This is a genomic window from Bacterioplanes sp. CLAM21 (genome assembly GCF_059641015.1).
The window spans coordinates 4,177,501-4,200,793 of the sequence record NZ_CM184929.1 but is presented as its reverse complement, the minus strand read 5'-3'; the positions used below and the strand labels follow the sequence as shown (position 1 = coordinate 4,200,793).

18 protein-coding genes and 2 rRNA genes (1 of these 20 cut by a window edge) are annotated in these 23,293 nt (G+C 50.0%); 9 read left to right on the top strand and 11 right to left on the bottom strand.

Going from position 1 to position 23,293, the window contains the following annotated elements:
• The first annotated feature begins 636 nt into the window (after window positions 1-636).
• Window positions 637-1,335, top strand: a complete 699-nt coding sequence (locus AC55FS_RS19340) for a helix-turn-helix transcriptional regulator (RefSeq protein ID WP_496933932.1) — start codon at window positions 637-639, stop codon at window positions 1,333-1,335.
• A 112-nt stretch (window positions 1,336-1,447) separates the two neighbouring features.
• On the opposite strand, the gene AC55FS_RS19335 is transcribed toward AC55FS_RS19340, so the two are convergent.
• Complete coding sequence (locus AC55FS_RS19335) at window positions 1,448-2,026, bottom strand: DM9 repeat-containing protein (RefSeq protein ID WP_496933931.1); 579 nt, start codon at window positions 2,024-2,026, stop codon at window positions 1,448-1,450.
• Between the two features lie 273 nt (window positions 2,027-2,299).
• Between AC55FS_RS19335 and AC55FS_RS19330 the strand changes: the two genes are divergently transcribed.
• Entirely contained in the window at window positions 2,300-4,336 is a 2,037-nt protein-coding gene (locus tag AC55FS_RS19330) for a hypothetical protein (RefSeq protein WP_496933930.1), read from the top strand.
• A gap of 36 nt (window positions 4,337-4,372) precedes the next feature.
• Here AC55FS_RS19330 and AC55FS_RS19325 read toward each other — a convergent pair whose 3' ends face one another.
• The 7 genes from AC55FS_RS19325 to AC55FS_RS19295 all read right to left on the bottom strand — a co-directional run bounded on the left by AC55FS_RS19325 (window position 4,373) and on the right by AC55FS_RS19295 (window position 8,794).
• Window positions 4,373-4,720: a hypothetical protein gene (locus tag AC55FS_RS19325; protein ID WP_496933929.1), complete on the bottom strand. Its 348-nt coding sequence runs from the start codon at window positions 4,718-4,720 to the stop codon at window positions 4,373-4,375.
• Between the two features lie 111 nt (window positions 4,721-4,831).
• Window positions 4,832-5,089: a hypothetical protein gene (locus AC55FS_RS19320; protein ID WP_496933928.1), complete on the bottom strand. Its 258-nt coding sequence runs from the start codon at window positions 5,087-5,089 to the stop codon at window positions 4,832-4,834.
• A gap of 13 nt (window positions 5,090-5,102) precedes the next feature.
• Window positions 5,103-5,609, bottom strand: coding sequence for a L,D-transpeptidase family protein (locus AC55FS_RS19315; RefSeq protein WP_496933927.1), 507 nt, complete (start codon window positions 5,607-5,609; stop codon window positions 5,103-5,105).
• A 192-nt stretch (window positions 5,610-5,801) separates the two neighbouring features.
• A complete protein-coding gene (locus AC55FS_RS19310; RefSeq protein WP_496933926.1) occupies window positions 5,802-6,188 on the bottom strand; it encodes a tautomerase family protein in 387 nt (128 codons plus the stop codon).
• The gene (locus AC55FS_RS19305; protein WP_496933925.1) at window positions 6,185-6,748 is read right to left on the bottom strand and encodes a cysteine hydrolase family protein; all 564 of its coding nucleotides are present in this window, start codon (window positions 6,746-6,748) and stop codon (window positions 6,185-6,187) included. Before AC55FS_RS19305 ends, AC55FS_RS19310 begins: the two co-directional genes overlap by 4 nt.
• A gap of 49 nt (window positions 6,749-6,797) precedes the next feature.
• Window positions 6,798-7,427, bottom strand: a complete 630-nt coding sequence (locus AC55FS_RS19300) for a trimeric intracellular cation channel family protein (protein ID WP_496933924.1) — start codon at window positions 7,425-7,427, stop codon at window positions 6,798-6,800.
• Window positions 7,428-7,429: 2 nt separating this feature from the next.
• Window positions 7,430-8,794 carry a leucyl aminopeptidase family protein gene (locus tag AC55FS_RS19295; RefSeq protein WP_496933923.1) on the bottom strand — a complete coding sequence of 455 codons (1,365 nt, stop codon included), beginning with the start codon at window positions 8,792-8,794 and terminating at the stop codon, window positions 7,430-7,432.
• A 157-nt stretch (window positions 8,795-8,951) separates the two neighbouring features.
• Here AC55FS_RS19295 and AC55FS_RS19290 point away from each other — a divergent pair, with 157 nt between their 5' ends.
• Entirely contained in the window at window positions 8,952-10,577 is a 1,626-nt protein-coding gene (locus tag AC55FS_RS19290) for an alkaline phosphatase D family protein (protein ID WP_496933922.1), read from the top strand.
• 69 nt (window positions 10,578-10,646) lie between these two features.
• Here the strand turns inward: AC55FS_RS19290 and AC55FS_RS19285 are convergent, their stop codons facing one another.
• From AC55FS_RS19285 to ilvC, 3 genes are all read right to left on the bottom strand, one after another.
• Entirely contained in the window at window positions 10,647-12,452 is a 1,806-nt protein-coding gene (locus tag AC55FS_RS19285; protein ID WP_496933921.1) for an acyl-CoA dehydrogenase C-terminal domain-containing protein, read from the bottom strand.
• Between the two features lie 233 nt (window positions 12,453-12,685).
• A complete protein-coding gene (locus AC55FS_RS19280) occupies window positions 12,686-13,462 on the bottom strand; it encodes a substrate-binding periplasmic protein (RefSeq protein ID WP_496933920.1) in 777 nt (258 codons plus the stop codon).
• Window positions 13,463-13,640: 178 nt separating this feature from the next.
• On the bottom strand, window positions 13,641-15,125 hold the full coding sequence (gene ilvC, locus AC55FS_RS19275) for a ketol-acid reductoisomerase (RefSeq protein WP_496933919.1): 1,485 nt from the start codon (window positions 15,123-15,125) through the stop codon (window positions 13,641-13,643).
• A 172-nt stretch (window positions 15,126-15,297) separates the two neighbouring features.
• Between ilvC and ilvY the strand changes: the two genes are divergently transcribed.
• The 6 genes from ilvY to AC55FS_RS19245 form a co-directional block, all read left to right on the top strand.
• Window positions 15,298-16,173: an HTH-type transcriptional activator IlvY gene (gene ilvY, locus AC55FS_RS19270; protein WP_496933918.1), complete on the top strand. Its 876-nt coding sequence runs from the start codon at window positions 15,298-15,300 to the stop codon at window positions 16,171-16,173.
• 41 nt (window positions 16,174-16,214) lie between these two features.
• A complete protein-coding gene (gene pssA, locus AC55FS_RS19265) occupies window positions 16,215-17,024 on the top strand; it encodes a CDP-diacylglycerol--serine O-phosphatidyltransferase (RefSeq protein WP_496933917.1) in 810 nt (269 codons plus the stop codon).
• 53 nt (window positions 17,025-17,077) lie between these two features.
• Window positions 17,078-18,076, top strand: a complete 999-nt coding sequence (gene msrP / locus AC55FS_RS19260; protein ID WP_496933916.1) for a protein-methionine-sulfoxide reductase catalytic subunit MsrP — start codon at window positions 17,078-17,080, stop codon at window positions 18,074-18,076.
• Window positions 18,076-18,693 (top strand): protein-methionine-sulfoxide reductase heme-binding subunit MsrQ, encoded by a 618-nt coding sequence (gene msrQ / locus AC55FS_RS19255; protein ID WP_496933915.1) that lies wholly within the window; start codon window positions 18,076-18,078, stop codon window positions 18,691-18,693. Before msrP ends, msrQ begins: the two co-directional genes overlap by 1 nt.
• A 608-nt stretch (window positions 18,694-19,301) precedes the next feature.
• Window positions 19,302-20,840 (top strand): 16S ribosomal RNA (locus AC55FS_RS19250).
• 234 nt (window positions 20,841-21,074) lie between these two features.
• Window positions 21,075-23,293, top strand: a 23S ribosomal RNA gene (locus AC55FS_RS19245); it runs 669 nt beyond the window's last position.
• The 16S and 23S rRNA genes sit together here, the layout of an rRNA operon.

The window sequence follows — 23,293 nt, the reverse complement described above, 5'->3', positions numbered from 1 at the left end:
CTAATGAATAACTGGTATCAAAAAAGATAGTTTAGCTTTACCGGGTTTCTATATGCAAATATTGGAGCGTATACCGCACTACTTTATTGCGAAAAATGGGTTAGTGAACCAACAACAAATCACATGGTTATTATTGGCGATACGCAACCGATCAGACGCTGATCAATCAAATACAAGCACGAGTATAAATATTTCCAGCAAGCTGATAAACGAAACTATCTCCAAGTTGCTGCACTTTTCGAGTCGATGGTCGCCATTAGATGAACTGTAATGGATGGTGCGCTAGGCAGGAGTTGTTTTTCGGTCAAGCGAGTATTGGGAATATATTAGGCTGACCATGTTGGGTCATGTTCTATTTTCTTGAGGTGTTACACGCCGACATCGATATTGCCACGTATTATGTGGGCTACTCGTAAGGATTAGGTCAAATTGGTTAGGGGAAAGTTTTCAATAATAAGAGAGATATTTTCCTAGTAAGAAAATATTAGGGAGGGCGATTGTTTTGGTTTCTGGATTTGATTTAAAAATCTTTCTCAGCAATATCCGTTGCCCTTTATGAGGGAAGGGGGTCTGAATAGGTAGGTACCCTCTTTCACGTATATATGGTGTCGATGTAGCGGAGGGGCTATGAGGAATATGGGTCTATCGGATGGACTGGCACAATTAGAAGCAATCGATTCACGTAAAAAGTTAACAACTTGGTTAACAGGGCAACTTCACCAGCTTAACTGTAGCCACTTTTTGCTAGCGAACTTGTCCAATCCGTCTGCTGGGCATATTACCAATTTCCCTGCAGAGTGGATGCAGCGCTTTTTGGAAAAAAACTATGTTCAGGTTGATGCGCCAGCCCGTCACTGCATTGTTAATCAAAAACCAATTGCCTGGCAGGATGCTATTCGGGTGGCGGGGACTCAACCCATTGCCAAGCGCATCGTTGATGAAGCAGCAAGTTTTGGCCTTAACAATGGTATATCCATACCCGTGTTAATGCCCCAGCGTCGTGGAGTTTTGAGCGTATGCTTTGATGGACCGGAGCATGAGTTTGCACGCTTTGTTAATGAATCCATGTTAACGCTGGTAGGTATTGCCCATTTGGCTTATGCCAGATTCGAGGTACTGGCCTTGCTAGGAGGGCAGAGTGCTCCAACACTTTCTTCCCGTCAAAGAGAGTGTCTTGAGTTTATGAGTCGGGGCTATACCAATAAAGAGATCGGCTCGTATATGGGTCTGTCGCACTATACCGTTGCCGATGTCGTAGCAGACATACTAGTCGAATTGGAGGCTTCCAATCGCACGGAGGCCTCTACTTTTGGTATACGCTTAGGCGTTATTTAGAGATAGCCATGAAATAGTGATCTCTAAATCGTACTTTAATGATCGCTTAAAAATTTAAATTAGAAGTTAAAATGGTGTCGCCGTTTTGCACGGTGACACCGGTTGGCTCTCGTTAGTCTACGTAACGCAGAACATCAACATACAGTGGGCCTTGGTTGCGAGGGTCGGCTGCGTATTCATGGCCGCCATGTGGATAGAAACAAATTTCACCACGGATAAATTTACCGACGGTATAGTCGCCGCTGCGGTTATCATAGACGCGACAGATATAGGTGGCGTTACCGCTATCTTTACCCGCCATGACTTCATTGTTGAAAACACTGATTGGGCTGGTAACACGGTCCCAGCGATAATGCGTAGAACCGTCTTTTACTTTCAAAATTTCATAAGAGTCTTGTCGATACTCTTTGCCGTACCAAGGTACCCAGCAATGAGTGCCATTGATTAGCTTTCCTACTGTTCCTGCGTTATCACGACACACATGTACACTGTAACCATTTTCGATACCGCCATAAACAGTCTCAGAGGAAACAGCACCATAACCTGAATGGTAGGGCACCCATGCACACTTACCAGCCATAGGTGAATCAGGAAGATTTAGCTCCTGACAGGAAATAGGGCCGGATGCTGCCGCTAATGAGGATAGTGATGCCAGCAATGTTCCCAGCGCTAAACAACTAAACAGTTTCATGATGTTCTCCTTTATTAATGGAATTGTTTGTTGCGCGGGCAGTGTATGAAGATGAAAAATTTGCAGTACCCTCAGATGAGGGTTGACTCAACAACTTAATTGTTTGAGTAAACTGAAACGCTAGTGAAGGAACTTGTCTGATCGTGATAGGGAACCAACCTTTCTAACTAATAGGAATGGTAATGTGATAAGCATCAACATTGCTCGGTATTCAATTTGGCTCAACAGCCTAATCAGGCTAGGCTACGACGTTTTTCGATAAATGGATGTTTTATGGAATTCACCAACAATATTCGGCTAACACGTTGTTGCTCTTTGCTAACGGGATTGTCTTTATCAGTCTTGTTGTCCTGGTCATCGCAAACCTTGGCCGGTGCCCAAGTCCAATGTGACGTTAACAAGCGTTTGCAAACTGTTCTGCAGCAGACCCGAAAAGGCTATTTAGAAGATCAAAGTCTTTACACTGGTGGTTTTCACTTTAAGCAGATGGACTCGGTTAGAGAATCAATACTGATGTATTTGGCTATGACAAACAGGTTAGGCCATGCTGCGGTGCTGCTGGACAGCGAGCTAGGAACAAAGCTACCTAAATATGAGGCGATCAACGACGGCTATATTCGCACACTGCGACCGGAGCCATGGGAGGTCCCCTATGGCAGCTCAGCAACCGAAGTCATTGATTACGCCAGCCGAGTCGTATTGGGGCTAGAGCCTGCCTATAAACACTTGCAGGAATATCAGGCGCCGTTTGCCACCCACTTTTATCAAGCCGCTTTTGATTTGGATTTACTGACCACACCGGCGGAACCAGCGGATTGGTGGTTGCCCTCCAAAGACCATGAGTTTAAGGCAAGCGGGCTTAAGGCGGTTACTCGCCAAGCCGCACGCAGTAACGATTTATTGGACTGGCTGCAATTTACTGCAGCGTCTTCGGCTTTACCTCATATGCAAATCTGGGCGGTTACTAAGGCAGAGCAAGCAGATAGCATAAATAACTTGGCACAACATGCTTGGAGCAAGTGGCAAGAAACGGGGTCTTACGCTTGGTTAGCGGCATTAAGTGAGGTATTGCTGCCTTCCGATGCACTTGCAGGCAATGTTTTGGCAGAGTTTTCTAGGATGCACGCTCAGGTTGAGGCGTGTGAGGCGACGGATGCTGAGCTGGTGGCCTATGCATCCATGCTGTTGCCCGTCACTCGCTTAAGCTATGGCCATGATATTGATCGTCTACAGTGGTTAACTGTGCTGCCGGATGATCGTTTTGTCCGGGAAAAGCGTCGTGCGCAAGGCCGCTATGCGGATTTATTGCTGATGAAAGAGGGCTTGCAGCAAAGAGATACGTTTGTTACTGACCTCAACCCTCAGTTGGAGCAATCTAAAGTGGTTGAGCTGAGCCAAGGTGTGTCTGTCGCGGTTCGATCAGAAAAAAGCTCACATGCTGTTAGCTCCGGGCGTTTTACGAGTTTCTTGCCGGTTGCAGAGTTGGAGAAAATTTCAGCTCACCCGGATTTACAACATGACTATCGACAACAGCTAAACCGAGTGATCTTTCTGCGGAAATGGGTTGCCGATGACTATGGTAACGACGCCGCCTTGATGGCATTGGCTAAAACAGATCCGACGATAGATGCAGACATTCAGAATATTCTGGCGGAAAATAATCGTAACCAACGTCGTTTATTGCTCTTACAGCTAGTAATGCAGTCTCCGGCCATGACCTACTGGATAGACCTGGACTTATATCAGCCCCGTGAATTTGATGAGCGTGGTCTGAGTGGGTTTGATTATATTAATACTATGGATAGTGCTTGGTGGTGTCGTAACAATACTCAACAGATAGCGCAAAGAGTAATAGAAGACGAAATTCGGCCGTTGGGGTTATTAGGTTTCAATCCCTTCACTTCCGGCGGGTGGTCGGGGGCTGACTTTTACCAGCCGGGACAGAAGAGGGCATATCACCGGGGAGACGACTTCCTTGTAACGAGCAAAACACTGCATAAGAAAGTACTAAACGACTATCAAAAGAATCACGAGTTAATCCCCTTCTTGCAACACCCTGAATGGAAGGTTTTTGAATCCTTGCCGCCGGCACCGGTCTACTTTCGTCAGAAACTGCAGGAATTGGAAAGAGCTGGTGTGGTCGATGATCAGGCAGGACGCGAACTGTGGGGGCTGGTAAAACGAGCGGCTCGCTATACCTGTCGAACCTTTGAGCCCTACCGCCGTGATGGCCGTGATAATGATATTGAGCGAGCGACAGAAGGAACCTATCAATTCGCTAAACAGCGCCTGAATACCTATAGCAAATAGACTTTCTCGTGCAGTACAAGGGTGAGCATTGCCTTGTTATGGTGTGCTTTGGCAGGGAATATCAAAGTTGACATGGTAGTGCTCATCGTGGCGAACCCAGGAGCGTTTTTTTGAAAACTGAATATGTTGCTGAAGGTACGCACCCTGTTCAGTTTCAAATAGCCTAGGCTGAAGCTTAGGGTCAAAAATAACCCGCCATATATCATGGCCCTGAGCCTTCGCTTGCTGGTGTAACGCTACCAGATGCGCAGCCAGAGCATCATAATCGATGCGCAGGCCATCATAGCGCCCACGATCATCAAACTCGATATTGTAACCAAACTTATTTAACGGGTGGGTAGGCAAGTGAACGGATCGACCATCACCATCCACCACCGGTGTCATAAAATCCACTGACAGGCCATTGCGGTGGGTTTTATGGGGTTTAAATTCCCCGCCTTGCTGAAAACCCGTTTCTGCGTATTTGAATCGCTTATTGGGATTGCTCTTATTTAACTATTGGTATGCACCGACGACTATGTTGTAAACGTCTGAATGAACGTAGGTGCGCCCAGCGATGCGAGCAATCTGGCTATACCCTTCGAAGTTATCGCCTTCTGCTGGCAGCATTATCCCTTGCTCTAATCTGCCGTTATGGTTTTTGCCATAACAGGTGCTGGTGTTATCTGCTTGACTGCTGTTCGCCAGCATCATCAGGCCGATGTGCAGTACTTGATTGAACAGTTTTCTTGTTGCCGGTTTTAGTTTTGTCATTGTTTTTGTCAAGTTACCAGTCAATCTGGATTTCGGTCCCTGAGCTGACCAATGACATAAACTCGTCCATGTCGCTGTTGCTAAGGGCAATACAGCCATTGGTCCAATCAAACTGTTGCATCACTGGGGCGAGCCATCCAAAGCCATTGCGCTGGCCATGAATCATAATAAAACCGCCTGGCGAAACGCCCATTTGGCGAGCGTTTTCCGTATCTAACTTATTTGGATAACTAATATGCATGGCGCGATAAAAGGACGAGTCTTCTTTCTTGTAGTCGAGAGTGTAACGCCCTTCTGGAGTACGTTGGTCACCTTCTTGTTGTTTGTGACCTTGAGGACTGCCACCCAGTGCGATGTCATACTGCTTAACTACGTTGTCACCTTGCATCAGGTATAAAAGCCGTTCTGATTTATCGACCCTAACCAGATCAACCTCGGCCACAGCCACAGGCGTGAGCACCAGTGTGGCGAGCATCCAATGGCGTAGATATCGCAGGGTGATTCGAGTACATAGCATCATAAAGTTGAGATAAGGTGCTTACCATGGAAGGCACATCTTACTGTGGAGCCACGATGGACCCAATAGGCGATCAGCAACCAGTGCGCCGTTTATTTGCAATCCATGTGGACAAGGGTTGCGACCTAGAGGAGCTACTAGAAAGACTTAGCCTTGGTTCGAATAGGCTAAGCCGTTGACGCTAGTGATAGTGTTTTAGACTTTAACCGAATAGGATAAATCCTTGGCTTCATCCCCTGTCATGCCGCGAAATCCCCAGCAGTAGTCGGGCTGTTCCTTGATAGTGATTTCAATGTCGATAGGAGCAATGCCAATATTACTTTCTATTCTTGCGAATAGGGTTTTTATAAGCGTCTTTATGGTCTCTGGCTTACGGCCCGCCATCATATTAATTTCAATAACAGTGTAGGCTTGGCTGCGATCAGCTGGGTAAAAAAAGCTGTCTTCACCCAGGCCAATAAATCGTTGTGCGCGTTTGTCTTCAGGCAAGCCTAATACCTCACACATACACGCATGAATGGTATCCGACAGTGCTTGTTTAATCGGTGTAAGTTGAGAGTCTATTCCATAAACAACAATCATTCTGCTCGCTCCAAATGGGTCGTCACTTGTGCCAAATATTGCTCAGTAGTGATAGCCGTTATGTTTCTGCCAAAGCTGGTGAGGTTGGGGAGTGTGATATTTTCATGCTGCCGAATCAGCTCAGCACTGGCATGTTCTTTATCATGTGTGGTATGAGCATCGGCCAGCAAGGTAATGTCGTAGCCCAATGCCGCAGCACTTCGAATACTGGTATCAATACAAAATTCACTGGCGTAGCCGCACACAATCAGATGTTTGATCTGCTGCTTCTTAAGTAATTCATCCAGCTCAGTGTTTAAAAATGAGTCCGGTGTTTGCTTGCCAATACGATGATCTTGAGGTGTTACCAACAGCTCACCTTGCAGCGACCAACCTTCGCTGCCATATGCAATGACACTGTCCGGTTTTTCATGTTGAACAAAGATGACGGTTACGCCTGTGTTGCGGGCCCAGTCCGTAACCCGGTTTATCCGGCTAATGACTTGCTCCCGTTCAAAGGGTTGCGGTTGTGGATCAAACAACACGGTTTGTACATCAATAACCAGCACGGCGGTGTTCATAGATCTTCCTTGCTCTTCAATATGAGACGGTTAATCGACTCGGGTAAGACTACTTTTGACGATAGTGGGGCAGTACCAGATTCCAGCGAATGGCGCTAAGGCGCATAACAAAAATTAAGATAAAGGTTACCGCAGCAGCAGCACCGGCACTGGCTTTTAGTTGTAGCAATAAAATCATTAATAACGAGCCGCACCACGCGGCGGTGGCATACAGCTCACCACGAAAGATCATCGGCTCATCATTGCATAAAATATCGCGTAATATACCACCCGCAACCGCCGTCAGGGTGCCCATAAAAGAGGCGACCAACCAGCTAACCCCTTCGGTCAGTGCCGCCTGAGTACCGGCAATGGCGTACAGCGCCAGTGCGGCGGCATCCGGTACCACGTACCAACGATGGGATATTCGTACCCAGCGGGCCAAATAAAAGGTCGCGACGGCACCGAGCCAAGCCATGATCAAATAATAATGATCAACAATCCAGAAAACTGGCCTGTCCAGCAATACGTCTCGCAGTGTGCCGCCACCGAGGGCGGCACAAAACGCGATGATCAAAATACCAAATAAATCGACCTGCTTGCCACGCGCATCTAATACCGCTGCCGACCCTGAAAAGATCGCAGCCAGCATGGTGGACCAATACAGCACATCTTGCGTGCTGATCAGGTCGATGGCCATGGTTAATCCTGGAAGCGGTTATGTAGGTACTCAAATACGGCGCGAATACCCATAGCTTCGCCCCCGGTGGGACGGCCCGGTAGTTTACGATTATTCCACGCCATAATGTCAAAGTGCACCCAAGGTACATCGGCAACAAAGTTTTGCAGATAGAGTGCGGCGGTGATAGCACCACCAAACGGTGTGGCGGCACAATTTACTAAGTCAGCGACGTCACTCTTTAGAAATTCTTTGTATGGCTGGTGCAATGGCAAAGACCACACTGGGTCACTAACGCGTTCGCCACTTTGCATTAAATCACCAGCCAAGGATAACTGGTTGGTGAAAAAGCCGGGCAACTCGGTGCCCAGAGCGACACGACAAGCACCCGTTAGGGTCGCAAAGTCGACAATGAGGTCTGGTGTTTCGGCAGCGGCTTCGGTCAGTGCGTCGCACAGTACCAGTCGGCCCTCGGCATCGGTATTGTCGATTTCCACCGACAAGCCTTGACGGGTATTAATGATATCCCCAGGACGGAAGGCGTTACCACTAACAGCATTTTCAACCGCCGGAATTAATACCCGCAATCGTACTGGTAAGTGTCGCGCCATTATAAGCTGTGCCAAGCCAAGTACCTGAGCGGCACCGCCCATGTCTTTTTTCATTAGCCGCATGGCGTTGCCGGGTTTTAAGTTCAAACCACCGCTGTCAAAACACACGCCTTTGCCAACCAAGGTCACTTTTGGATGCTCAGGATTTCCCCAGGTTAGCTGCAACAAGCGCGGTTCATGCACACTGGCACGGCCGACGGCGTGAATCATGGGATAATTTTGCTGTTTTAATTCGTCGCCAGTCCACTGGCTGAAAACAGCATTAAAACGCTCTGCCAGGTGTTGAGTTACGCTAGCCAGGTCCTCAGGCATCATGTCGGATGCTGGTGTATTCACCAAGTCACGAGTCAGGCTAACAGCCTCGATCAGATCTTTTGCTTCACGTACTACATCAGCATCATCAATATTTAATTGCGCACTTTGGCCATCGCTTTTACGGTAGCGATCATAGCGATAAGCACCGCAGCCCCAAGCGAAAGCAATAGCAACTAAGCGATCTGGATCGCGAACGTTGTCTACTTGGTAGTCACCCGTTGGCAAAATGGTCGGTAAATCACCACAGGCAAACATATCCTGCAAGTCGTTCACCACCGCTATCGCTCGCTCCAAAGCGCCGTCAGCAGCAGGGATCAGTGCGGCCCCTTTGCCTGAAAATGCGACATTCTTCAGCCATTGGCGGGTCGCCTCTGGTTGCTCTGCTAACCAGTGTTCATATTGCTGGGGTTCAAAAATACTGAGCGGGGTTCCGCCACTTTGATGAGCAATTGCGCAAGCCATAATCTGTTTTACCAAAATTCTAAGACCAGATGATTATAGAGGAGGCGCCCACGCGCGGCCATTCGACCATTGCCTTCAAACTGTCATGGCAATGCAACCCTGTTGTCATTGGTTGCACAAAAAATAGCCATGCTTGTTTGCCAATGGGAGTGTGGTTATGCCTTTAACCCGGCGCGAGTTCTTGATCGACAGTGTCAGTGCGGCAGCCTTGCCAGGTTTGGGGCGCAACCAGCAGAGCAACTGGGTCTTTCAACATGGGGTGGCCAGCGGCGATGCACTGACGGATAGAGTGATTCTTTGGACGCGAATTACTCCGCAAAATGGTGAGCACAGCTTGTCCTATCGTTGGCAGCTCTATGTGGACCCTCAGTGTCGTCAGCCGCTACAGCAGGGTTTTGGCTTTACCCATGCCGAGCGCGACTTTACCGTAAAAATCGACGTCAACGGGCTGCAACCAGGCCAAAGCTATTATTATCGATTTGATAGCCAAGGGCAGCAGTCTGATATTGGCCGAACCCGTACTCTGCCACAAGCTGGCGTATCGCATCTGCGCTTGGCTTTTACCTCGTGTTCGAATTATGCCCAAGGGTATTTTAATGTTTACAAAGAACTGGCGGCCCGCAGCGATCTGGATGCCATATTACACCTGGGCGATTACATCTATGAATATCAAAATATTGAAGCCAGTTTGACCACTGGCCGAGTGCATTGCCCGGCCCAAGAAACTGTGTCGTTACAGGACTATCGTCAGCGCCATGCCTGTTATAAAAGCGATGCCGATTTGCAGGCCGTGCACCGACAACATGTTTTTTTAGTGATCTGGGATGATCATGAAGTCGCCAATAATGCTTGGCGTGGTGGAGCTGAAAGTCATGGTGCGACAAGCTCCTGGGCGCAGCGATTATCAGCGGCGGTTCAGGCCTATCTGGAATGGATGCCGGTGCGGGAAAGTGCCGATCAGAGCATGTCGTTGTATCGTGATTTTCGCTTTGGCGATTTATTGCAGCTGAATTTACTCGATACTCGATTGGCTGGAAGAGATCAGCCAGCGCAAGAGTTAACAGAGCGCGATCAGCCTCAGCGCACCTTGCTGGGCAACGAGCAAGAGCAGTGGCTTGAGCAATCACTGCAAACGGCACAGCAGCAGGGTGTGGTATGGAAGCTATTAGGTCAGCAGGTGATGATGGCGCAGTTAGGAACCAATGAACGACCGTTTAATTATGATCAGTGGGATGGTTATCCGGCCGCACGAGAGCGCTTTTTTGATTTGCTGGAATACCAGGCCATTGACAATGTGGTGGTGCTGACGGGGGATATTCATTCCAGTTGGGCGCTAGAGTTGCACCGCGATCCGTTTGCCAAACAAAGTCAGCCACTGGCACTTGAACTGGTAACGCCAGCTGTGTCGTCAGAAGCCATTGGCAATCAGACCCGGGCAGATTTAGCGGCATCTTCGCTGCAGATGTTGCTGCCACATCTGAAATTTGTCGATTTGTATTATCGCGGCTATGTCCTGCTGGATCTGACTGCAGAGCGTATGCAGGCGGAATGGTGGGTGGTTGATAATGTCAGCTCACCGCGCTATCGAACTGAGTGCTTGCATGCGTTGCAAATTCAGGTGGGCCAAGCAAGGTTTACCAAGGCCACAACACTGACCGAACCTAAGTCTCAAGCACCACAACCCGCGCCTCGCTATGAAAGCGAATTTGCGTTTTTACGTCGTTGGCAATCTGAAGAATTTCCAGCGGTTAGTACGCGCTTGGCCTCGAGTACTCAGGGTTAACCGCATAAGAGATGCATTGCGGCTGTGATGACTCGTACTTATGTGCACTAGCACCACAGCCGTCCTAGCTTAGAGCTTAAAATGCTCTTCCGGCATTTGCATTAATGTCTTAGGCGACTTGACCATCATCTTGGCGTGACCTTTGGCCCGTGGCAGTAGACGGTCAAAATAAAACTCGGCGGTATGAATTTTGGCTCGATAAAAACTCATATCGCCATTGGCTTGTTTTAAGCCGCTGTAAGCGCTGTCGGCCATGCGTGCCCAGAAATACGCCATCATGACATAGCCTGAAAACATTAAATAATCGACTGACGCCGCACCCACCATATCGCGGTCTTTGCGCGCCATATAGGCAATGCGCAACGTACCCAGACGCCAGCGCAGCAGATAGCGTTTAAGCTGTTTCATCATGGGTTTCATTTCGCTGTGGTTTTGGTGTTCTTTAATGAAGTCTTTCACCACTGCATGAAATTCGTTAAAGGATTTGAGTTTACCCAGCAGGACTTTGCGGCCTAAAAGATCCAGTGCTTGCACACCGGTGGTGCCTTCATACAGTTTGGCGATTTGGGTATCGCGAATAATTTGCTCCATGCCCCATTCTTTAATAAAGCCATGGCCACCGTACACCTGCACACCGTGGTTAGCCGCTTCGTAGCCTAGCTCAGTTAAAAACGCCTTTAGCACAGGGGTTAAAAAACCCAGCTTGTCGTCAATGCGATCGTATTCGGCCTGGTCGTCACGGCTATGAGCGGCCATCATCTGATCTGCCAATTTGGCGGCGTAATACAGCATCGCGCGTCCGCCTTCGGCGATGGCCTTTTGTGTCAGCAGCATGCGGCGTACATCTGGATGCACGATCAGTGAATCTGCGACTTGGTCTGGTTGCTTGGTGCCGCTTAATGAACGCATCGAACGGCGCTCTTTGGCGTAGGGCAGGGCACCCTGGAATGACAACTCGGCCGCGCCTACCCCCTGAATCGAAGTCCCAATACGGGCGGTGTTCATGAAGGTAAACATGCACATTAGCCCCTTATTTTCAGGGCCTATTAAAAAACCTCGGGCACCATCAAAATTCATAACACAAGTCGATGAACCATGAATGCCCATTTTTTCTTCAATCGAGCCGCACACCACGGGGTTGCGATCGCCTAACGAGCCGTCTTCATTAACATTGAACTTGGGAACAATAAACAGCGAAATACCCTTAGTGCCTTTAGGTGCATCCGGCAGGCGTGCCAATACGATGTGCACAATTTGCTCAGTGAGATCATGCTCGCCAGAAGAGATAAATATTTTGGTGCCGGTAATGGCGTAGCTGCCATCGCCATTGGGTATGGCTTTGGTTTTAACTTGGCCTAAGTCAGTGCCACATTGAGGCTCGGTTAAACACATAGTGCCCGTCCAGCGACCTTCGGCTAAAGGCACCAGATAGGTTTGCTTTTGCTGTTCGTTGCCGTGCATATAGATAGTGTTCATGGCACCCAAAGACAGCCCTGGGTACATGCCCCATACCCAGTTGGCGGTGCCAATCATTTCGGACTTCACTACCCCCAGCGATAGTGGCAGGCCCTGGCCACCGTATTCCACCGGTGCCGACATGCCTTGCCAGCCACCTTCAACATATTGCCCATAAGCTTCGCGAAAGCCTGTTGGTGTGGTGACTTCACCGTTGTTAAATACACAGCCGTCATCGCCTGATTGATAGAGCGGCGACAATACTTCTTCGCTGAAACGAGCGGCTTCGGCCAAAATGGCATCCACCATCTCAGGGCTGGTCTCGTCGCCGCCTGGAATGCTTTGGTAGTGACGTTGAAAATCAAACACGTCGTTCATTAAGAACTGAATATCTTTGATAGGCGCTTTGTACTGAATCATGATGCAACACTCTTATCGTTATGGCGTGGCAGCTCCTAACTGCCGGCGAGGGGCCGAATACTGATGGCCAACGATATCAGTGTGGCAAGCTAACCTGGCCCGGCCATTGGCTAGCGAGCCATTGCAGCGCGGGCGGCTGAGTCAGCAAGGTATCGTGGGAAAAGGGAAAACTTCCACAGGTCGTGCAGAGAATCAAATAACGCGGTTTGAGAGTTCAGTTGATGTATACGCTGTTATGGCAGCGATGTCAGAGGATCAAGGCCATGTTGCTTTACAATCTTGTCCATGGTGCCGTCGGCCCGAATATTTTGCAGGCCTCGCTCAAACAGTTGGCTGAAGCGTTCACTGTCAGGATTTTTCTTCGAGAACATTAAATACAAATCGGTTACCTGTAACGCCTCAGGCAATATGGCCAGTTTCTTTTGTTCTGGTTTGCTAAAGTTCTTTTTCACCATTTCTCGCCCAACGGTTAAGTTGATAGGGAAGACGTCGATTTCTTTGTTGAGCAGTAACCGAAAATTGTCTTCATCACTCGGGCTTCGGCGCAGACGAAACAAATTATCCTTTTCGTATTGAGTAAACTTGGGGCTGTAATGGTAGCCAAGAGTGGCCCCTATCTTAGGTGCTTGGTGATAGTCGGTCGACCAGACTTGTTGCCATGTTACCGGGTTATCGACGTGATAATAAAAGGCCACTACCTGGCGTGCGACGGGGCTTGGGGTGAAAATAAACTGCTGTTCACGTTCAGGATTTTTTGCCCAAACCGGTGTGGCATGGTGTACGCCGCGTCGGGTTAGGTTAAAGCTGCGATTCCAGGGGAAATATAAAAACTCGACCTCTAAACCGACACTGGCATAGGCTGTTCTGATGATATCGCTGACCACGCCTTCTTTGTTTAAGTCTTCAGATACATAAGGTGGCCATTCACCGCTGGCGATGCTGACGGTCTCTGCTTGGATGTTTGCAGCGGCGAACAACAGCACAAAAAGCAAACTGAACAGTCTGAGCATTGCAGAGTACCCCGGGAGCAGAGCTTATCTCGTCGTCTTTGCCTTCAGACTAGTACAAAAAAACCGGCCAATAGGCCGGTTATAAAGGAGTTGCAGGTAAGGGGGCAACTACTGCTCTTGCGAGCAGGGATTATAAGTATGGAAAGGCTACCGCTAGCTGACGCGGTGGCCGTTATAATTAGGCTTCAACGATACGTTTCATATCGGTCATATAGCCGCGCAGCTCCTGGCCAATCCACTCCACAGGGTGGTTACGGATCGCTTCGTTCACTTCGATCAGGTGCTGGTTGTCGACCGAGTTGGACTTAACGTTCAAGCCTTTACCAATCACGTCAGTGCTGAAGTGTGGCATGAACTTTTCACGCAGTAGGGGTACCGCAGCGTGGGCAAACAAGTAGCAACCGTATTCCGCGGTATCGGAAATTACCACGTTCATTTCGTACAGCTTTTTGCGCGCAATGGTGTTGGCGATCAGTGGTGTTTCATGCAGTGATTCGTAATAAGCCGACTCTTCTACGATGCCTGACTCCACCATGGTTTCAAACGCCAGCTCTACGCCCGCTTTGATCATGGCTACCAGCAAAATGCCGTGGTCGAAGTACTCTTGCTCATCGATGTCTACATCAGAAGCGGGAGCTTTTTCGAAACCCGTTTCGGCGGTTTCAGCGCGCCATTTCAGCAAGTTGGCATCGCCATTCGCCCAGTCTTCCATCATGGTGCGAGAGAACTCACCGGTCATGATGTCGTCTTGATGCTTGCGGAACAGTGGACGCATCAGTACTTTCAGTTCTTCAGCCATATCGAAGGCAACGATTTTGGCTGGGTTGGACAGGCGATCCATCATGTTGGTGATACCGCCGTGCTTCAATGCTTCGGTAACGGTTTCCCAGCCGTATTGAATCAGCTTGGCGGCATAACCTTCGTCCATGCCGTCTTCGATCATTTTCTCGAAGCCCAAAATAGCACCGGTCTGCAGCATGCCACACAGAATGGTTTGCTCGCCCATCAGGTCGGACTTCACTTCGGCAACAAACGATGACTCCAGTACGCCAGCACGATCGCCGCCGGTAGCTGACGCCCAGGCCTTAGCGATGTCCATGCCTTCGCCTTTCGGGTCATTTTCCGGATGCACGGCAATCAGTGTTGGAACACCAAAGCCACGCTTGTACTCTTCGCGAACTTCAGAGCCAGGGCACTTAGGTGCAACCATAACAACGGTCAGGTCATCACGTACCTGCATGCCCTCTTCAACAATGTTAAAACCATGGGAGTAACCCAGGCAGGCGCCGTCTTTCATCAGTGGCATAACGGCAGAAACAACGCTGGAATGCTGCTTGTCAGGGGTCAGGTTGCAGACCACGTCGGCGGTAGGAATAAGTTCTTCATAGGTGCCCACGGTAAAGCCGTTTTCTGTGGCATTTTTCCACGACTGGCGTTGCTCTGTGATGGCAGATTCACGCAACGCATAGGAAACGTCTAAGCCCGAGTCACGCATGTTCATGCCTTGGTTCAAACCTTGGGCACCACAACCGACGATGACTACTTTTTTGCCTTTCAGGAACTCGCAGCCGTTGGCGAATTCGTCACGGTTCATAAAACGACAGCGACCCAGTTGATCGAGCTGCTCACGCAAGTTCAGCGTATTAAAATAGTTGTTACCCATAACAGCCATTCCTCATGCATGTATAACGAAGCGCTCGGGATACACCCCGTGTGGCGTCTTCGTGGGATTTAAATTGAAGTCGACAGCCATGGTAGGCCAAAGGCGACATTGCGTAAAATGCTATTATTGCCACGACCTGTTGCGTTTTATGCAACGACATTGCAGAGCTAACATGGACTACAAAGATCTTCAGGCCTTCTTGGCCATCAGTACTACCTTGCATTTGGGCCAGGCTGCCAGGCAGCTGCATATGAGTGCTTCGACCTTGAGCCGGCGCTTGGCGCGCATGGAAGAGGAAGCCGGTGCTCGTCTGATTGATCGCGACAGCGCGCCGTTGCAACTGACCCATGCCGGTATGTTGTTTCGCCAGCATGCCGAGCAAACCATAGAAAGTTTCCAGCAATTGCGCTCTGCGGTATCGACTCAAGTCAGTGATTTGAGTGGCAGTCTGACCTTGTTTTGCACCGTGACGGCCAGCTACAGCTTTTTGGTCGATTTGCTGACACGTTTTCGTGAGCGTTACCCCAATGTTGAACTGCGCATTCATACCGGTGATGCCGCCGATGCCATTGCTCGGGTGCAAAACCGCGCCGCCGATGTTGCTATTGCCGCTAGGCCTGATGTGTTGCCCGAGCAGTTGAGTTTTAAAACCATGGCACCGTCGCCGTTACTCTTTATTGCCCCACGTGGTCTGGCCACCGTGCCACAACTGGCGCAGACAGAAATTGACTGGTCGCAAGTGCCGATGGTGTTGTCAGAAAGTGGCTTAGGGCGCACCCGCGTGGATCGTTGGTTTGCCGCTCGCAATATTCGCCCGCACATCTATGCTCAGGTCGCTGGCAACGAAGCCATTGTCAGTATGGTGGCGCTGGGGGTTGGTGTGGGCGTGGTGCCAGAGCTGGTATTGCGCAACAGTCCTATGGCTTCAAGGGTACGGGTGTTGAGCGTTGAGCCTGAACTCGAACCCTTTGCCGTCGGCTTGTGCGCCGCTACCGATCAGCTGCAGCAACCGTTACTGCAAGCACTGTGGAAGACAGCCCGGCTTTGATGACGCATAATGCGAGCGTTTTATTTGGCGAAAGATTGCATATGACTGAACACGAACAGCAACCCGGGCAGGATGCTCCATGCCAAGCCCACGACCACACAGAGCAGGACGTGCCAGCGGCTAAGCCGGCGAAATGGCCAGGCCGTAAAGGCATATACCTGCTGCCGAATTTGTTTACCACCGGAGCACTGTTCTCTGGTTTCTACGCCGTTGTGGCCAGTATGAATGGCCACTTTGAAAATGCCGCCATTGCGATTTTCATATCCATGATTCTCGATGCACTAGATGGCCGAGTAGCGCGTATGACCAATACCCAAAGCGATTTTGGCGCTGAGTACGACAGCCTGGCTGATATGGTCAGCTTTGGCGTGGCACCCGCGTTAGTCGCTTTCAGTTGGGCGCTACAGGATCTGGGTAAGATTGGTTGGGTCGCCGCGTTTGTCTACGTTGCCGGCGCGGCATTGAGGCTGGCGCGGTTTAATACCCAGTTGGCGGTAGCCGATAAAAACTTCTTCACCGGTTTGGCCAGCCCTGCCGCGGCTGCCATTGTTGCGGGTACCGTTTGGGCCTTTAGTGAATCTGGTACCTCAGGCCAAGACCTGGCCTGGGTAATGGCCGTTATTGTGCCGGTGGCCGGTTTGCTGATGGTCAGTAACTTCCGCTACCACAGCTTTAAAGGCCTGGATCTACGAGGCAATGTGCCTTTTGTGGCATTGCTGGCGGTGGTACTGGTCTTTGTCGTGGTTTCCATCGATCCGGCTAAGGTACTGCTGGGTGCTTTTATGGCTTATGCGCTGTCTGGGCCGGGTTACGACGGCTGGCAATTTTTGCAATCACGCCGTAAGAAATGAATCATTAGTAGCGACTGTGTCTAACATTCCAGTGTTTGTTAGGTGCCGTCGCTATGTTGATACGCAAAGATCGCTTTTCCTCTCCGCCGTCCTCTGAAATTACTCCCTATGATGTTTATATGCGTCGCCGTCACTTTATGCAGGCGGGGGCCTTATCTTTATTGGCGGCAGCCAATCCAGCCAACGCACTGATCGATGCCGACCAGGGGCGTGATCCCGACTCTCCTGCCTGGTTGGCAAAGCAGGTGGCTGGCGCCAAGCCTTTTAGCGGTGAACAGCAGCAAGACCTGACACCTTATGAGAACGTCACCGGTTACAACAACTTTTATGAATTTGGCACCGACAAAGGCGACCCGGCGCGTTACGCACACAAGCTCAATACCGATCCTTGGTCGGTGACCATCTCTGGTGAGTGTGACAACACCGGAACCTTTGCTTTAGAAGACCTGCTCAACAAGGTTCAACTAGAAGAACGCATTTATCGTCTGCGCTGTGTTGAAGCTTGGTCCATGGTCATCCCTTGGATTGGTTTCCCTTTGGCGCAGCTGATCAAACAATGCCAGCCTAACTCGCGGGCAAAATATGTGGCTTTCGAAACCTTACAGCGGCCAAAAGAAATGCCGGGTCAGCGTTCCGTGTTCTCCACCATTGACTGGCCTTATATCGAAGGTTTGCGCATAGATGAGGCCATGAATGATCTGACCCTGATGGCAGTCGGCTTGTATGGGGAGATGCTGCCTAACCAGAATGGTGCACCGATTCGCCTAGTCGTGCCGTGGAAATATGGCTTTAAGAGCATTAAATCCATTGTCCGTATTCACTTCAGTGAAACCATGCCGGCCACCACCTGGAACCTGTTAGCGCCGAATGAATACGGCTTCTATGCCAACGTTAATCCACAGGTAGATCATCCGCGTTGGAGCCAGGCCAGTGAACGTCGCCTACCGTCGTCGCTGTTCAGCCCCAGCCGCATCGCCACTCAAATGTTTAATGGCTATCAGCAGCAGGTCGCACATTTGTACAAGGGCATGGATTTGGAAAGGTACTACTAATGCCAGTTCTTGCTCGTCGATTGTTGTTGTTTGTGGTGGCCTTATTGCCTGCCCTGTATCTACTGCAGGCTGTCATTAGGGTGCAGCAGGGAGAGTGGAACCTGTTAGGCCCGGAGCCGGGCAGAGCGATCGTGTTCTTCACCGGTACCTGGGCCTTTAACTTTATGTTGTTGACGCTCAGTGTTAGTCCATTGGTGAAACAGCTCGGCTGGCGCTGGTTGATGTTGCATCGGCGTATGTTGGGCTTGTTCACTTTCTTTTATGCCAGTCTGCATTTGCTCGCTTACTGTGCTCTGTTGCTGGAGTGGCGTTGGCAAGATGTGCTGGCTGAAATCATCGAACGCCCTTATCTGACGCTGGGTATGTTAGCTTGGCTGATATTGCTGCCGTTGGCGCTGACATCCACGAAGGGATGGCAGCGCCGACTAAAGCGGCGCTGGAAGACTCTGCATAAGTGGAGCTATCCCGCCGCCGCTTTGATGGCGGTGCACTATCTGCTGCAGATTCGTTCGTCTTGGTTTGAGCCCGTTCTTTATACGATTTTGGTACTAGTCTTGTTAGGACTTCGTCGTTGGTCTTTACTACAACCTTCGAAGGAGAAACTGTCTGCCCAATGAAATTCTTTTCACAAAGCAGTTGACGGCGCCAAGCAACTCCCTATAATGCGCCGCTCCTGATCGCTGTGACGCGGCAGGTGGGCAAGAAGCCCCTGTTTTTTCAATGACTTAGAGAGTTCTATTCGATCTCGCTAAGCACTGAAAAATATCGAAACAAGGCATTGACCTTTTGGTTTTTGAGTGTAGTATACGCCGCCTTGATTCGAGACCAGCTAGCTCGGTGAGCTCTTTGGTCGGTTAAGTAACTCGTTGATTTCACTAGAAAATATTTGAAATTAACGGTTGCCAAGCCAGAAAGGCGCTGTATAATGCGCCGCTCGATCTGAGAAGCTTTCTTCCAGATCAGTCAGCGACAAGCTTCGAAAGAAACTTAAAAAATCGCTTGACATTAAAGGCTGCTTCATTAAAATACGCAGCCCGCTTTGATCGAAAGATCTGGCAACGTTCTTTAAAAATCAGCATTAAGTAATTCGTGTGGGTGCTTACTGAGATGCTCTGGAGACAAAGCATTATCAAGTAAGAACTCGTCGAAAATTCATTTAAGAATTTAAGTCAGTTTTATTCTTGAGCAAGATTTAGATTGAATATTCCTTCAATCGAAACTTTTTAAACTGAAGAGTTTGATCATGGCTCAGATTGAACGCTGGCGGCAGGCTTAACACATGCAAGTCGAGCGGTAACAGAGATAGCTTGCTATCTGCTGACGAGCGGCGGACGGGTGAGTAACGCGTAGGAAACTGCCTGGTAGTGGGGGACAACAGTTGGAAACGACTGCTAATACCGCATACGCCCTACGGGGGAAAGCAGGGGATCTTCGGACCTTGCGCTATCAGATGTGCCTGCGTCGGATTAGCTAGTTGGTGGGGTAATGGCCTACCAAGGCGACGATCCGTAGCTGGTCTGAGAGGATGATCAGCCACACTGGGACTGAGACACGGCCCAGACTCCTACGGGAGGCAGCAGTGGGGAATATTGGACAATGGGCGCAAGCCTGATCCAGCCATGCCGCGTGTGTGAAGAAGGCTCTAGGGTTGTAAAGCACTTTCAGTCGGGAGGAAAGCTTGATGGTTAATACCCCTCAAGTGTGACGTTACCGACAGAAGAAGCACCGGCTAACTCCGTGCCAGCAGCCGCGGTAATACGGAGGGTGCAAGCGTTAATCGGAATTACTGGGCGTAAAGCGCGCGTAGGTGGCTTGTTAAGTTGGATGTGAAAGCCCCGGGCTCAACCTGGGAACTGCATTCAAAACTGGCAGGCTAGAGTACAGTAGAGGGTAGTGGAATTTCAGGTGTAGCGGTGAAATGCGTAGAGATCTGAAGGAACATCAGTGGCGAAGGCGACTGCCTGGACTGATACTGACACTGAGGTGCGAAAGCGTGGGGAGCAAACAGGATTAGATACCCTGGTAGTCCACGCCGTAAACGATGTCTACTAGTTGTCGGGGGACTTGATCCTTTGGTAACGAAGCTAACGCGATAAGTAGACCGCCTGGGGAGTACGGCCGCAAGGTTAAAACTCAAATGAATTGACGGGGGCCCGCACAAGCGGTGGAGCATGTGGTTTAATTCGAAGCAACGCGAAGAACCTTACCTACTCTTGACATCCTGCGAACTTGGTAGAGATACCTTGGTGCCTTCGGGAGCGCAGTGACAGGTGCTGCATGGCTGTCGTCAGCTCGTGTTGTGAAATGTTGGGTTAAGTCCCGTAACGAGCGCAACCCTTGTCCTTAGTTGCCATCATTTAGTTGGGGACTCTAAGGAGACTGCCGGTGACAAACCGGAGGAAGGCGGGGACGACGTCAAGTCATCATGGCCCTTACGAGTAGGGCTACACACGTGCTACAATGGCGTATACAGAGGGTTGCGAAGCCGCGAGGTGAAGCTAATCTCACAAAGTACGTCGTAGTCCGGATTGGAGTCTGCAACTCGACTCCATGAAGTCGGAATCGCTAGTAATCGTGAATCAGAATGTCACGGTGAATACGTTCCCGGGCCTTGTACACACCGCCCGTCACACCATGGGAGTGGGTTGCTCCAGAAGTAGCTAGCTTAACCTTCGGGAGAGCGGTTACCACGGAGTGATTCATGACTGGGGTGAAGTCGTAACAAGGTAGCCCTAGGGGAACCTGGGGCTGGATCACCTCCTTAAACGATGCTTCAGTCATCTCAGCTAAGTGCTCACACGAATTGCTTTAATGCTTTTAATACAAGACTTCGGTCCTGTATTGCTCTTTAAAAATTTGGATACATGAGAATGAGAATTCTCAAGCGAACCGGCGGTTGCTTGATTTGATTAATTACTACCCGTAATTAATCAGTAAGCCCAACCATAAAGTTTCACATTTCATAGCTTGTAAATGTTGAGACGGTTTGGGGTTATATGGTCAAGTGACTAAGCGTGCACGGTGGATGCCTTGGCATCTGGAGGCGATGAAAGACGTGGTAGCCTGCGATAAGTTTCGGGGAGGTGGCAAACAACCTTTGATCCGGAAATCTCTGAATGGGGAAACCCACCTGTCATAAGGCAGGTATCTGCAACTGAATACATAGGTTGTAGAGGCGAACCGGGAGAACTGAAACATCTAAGTACCCCGAGGAAAAGAAATCAACCGAGATTCCCTTAGTAGCGGCGAGCGAACGGGGACCAGCCCTTAAGCTGCTTTGTAGATAGTAGAACGCTCTGGAAAGTGCGGCCGTAGTGGGTGATAGCCCCGTATACGAAATCTTATCTGCAGTGAAATCGAGTAGGTCGGGACACGTGATATCCTGACTGAATATGGGGGGACCATCCTCCAAGGCTAAATACTCCCAGATGACCGATAGTGAACCAGTACCGTGAGGGAAAGGCGAAAAGAACCCCTGTGAGGGGAGTGAAATAGATCCTGAAACCGTGTACGTACAAGCAGTGGGAGCCGACTTTGTTCGGTGACTGCGTACCTTTTGTATAATGGGTCAGCGACTTAATGTTAGTGGCAAGGTTAAGCTTATAGCGGAGCCGTAGGGAAACCGAGTGTTAACTGCGCGTCCAGTCGCTAGCATTAGACCCGAAACCGGGCGATCTATCCATGAGCAGGTTGAAGGTTGAGTAACATCAACTGGAGGACCGAACCCACTGTCGTTGAAAAGCCAGGGGATGACTTGTGGATCGGAGTGAAAGGCTAATCAAGCCCGGAGATAGCTGGTTCTCCTCGAAAACTATTTAGGTAGTGCCTCGGACGAATGCCACTGGGGGTAGAGCACTGTTAAGGCTAGGGGGTCATCCCGACTTACCAACCCTTTGCAAACTCCGAATACCAGTGAGTACTATCCGGGAGACACACGGCGGGTGCTAACGTCCGTCGTGAAAAGGGAAACAACCCAGACCGTCAGCTAAGGTCCCAAAGTTACAGTTAAGTGGGAAACGATGTGGGAAGGCTAAAACAGCTAGGAGGTTGGCTTAGAAGCAGCCACCCTTTAAAGAAAGCGTAATAGCTCACTAGTCGAGTCGGCCTGCGCGGAAGATATAACGGGGCTCAAACTGTACACCGAAGCTACGGATGCACTTTGTGCATGGTAGAGGAGCGTTCTGTAAGCCGTTGAAGGTCAAGGTGTGAACCAGGCTGGAGGTATCAGAAGTGCGAATGCTGACATGAGTAACGATAAGGGGTGTGAAAAACATCCCCGCCGGAAACCCAAGGGTTCCTGTCCAACGTTAATCGGGGCAGGGTTAGTCGGCCCCTAAGGCGAGGCTGAGAAGCGTAGTCGATGGGAAACAGGTTAATATTCCTGTACTTGTTTGTAGTGCGATGGGGGGACGGAGAAGGCTAGGCCAGCACGGCGTTGGTTGTCCGTGTTTAAGCTGGTAGGCAGAGAACTTAGGTAAATCCGGGTTCTTAATGCCGAGACGTGATGACGGTGACTCTACGGAGTCCGAAGTGGTCGATGCCATGCTTCCAGGAAAAGCCTCTAAGCTTCAGCTACAAAGAAACCGTACTCTAAACCGACACAGGTGGGTAGGTAGAGAATACCAAGGCGCTTGAGAGAACTCGGGTGAAGGAACTAGGCAAAATGGCACCGTAACTTCGGGAGAAGGTGCGCCGGTTTTGGTGAAGGACTTGCTCCGTAAGCTGAGACCGGTCGAAGATACCAGGTGGCTGCGACTGTTTATTAAAAACACAGCACTCTGCAAACACGAAAGTGGACGTATAGGGTGTGACGCCTGCCCGGTGCCGGAAGGTTAATTGATGGGGTTAGCATCTGCGAAGCTCTTGATCGAAGCCCCGGTAAACGGCGGCCGTAACTATAACGGTCCTAAGGTAGCGAAATTCCTTGTCGGGTAAGTTCCGACCTGCACGAATGGCGTAACGATGGCCACACTGTCTCCACCCGAGACTCAGTGAAATTGAATTCGCAGTTAAGATGCTGCGTTCCCGCGGCTAGACGGAAAGACCCCGTGAACCTTTACTACAGCTTCACAGTGAACTTTGAATTGGCTTGTGTAGGATAGCTGGGAGGCTTTGAAGCCAGGACGCCAGTCCTGGTGGAGCCAACCTTGAAATACCAGCCTGGTCAATTTGGGGTTCTAACTCAGGTCCATTATCTGGATCGAGGACACTGTGTGG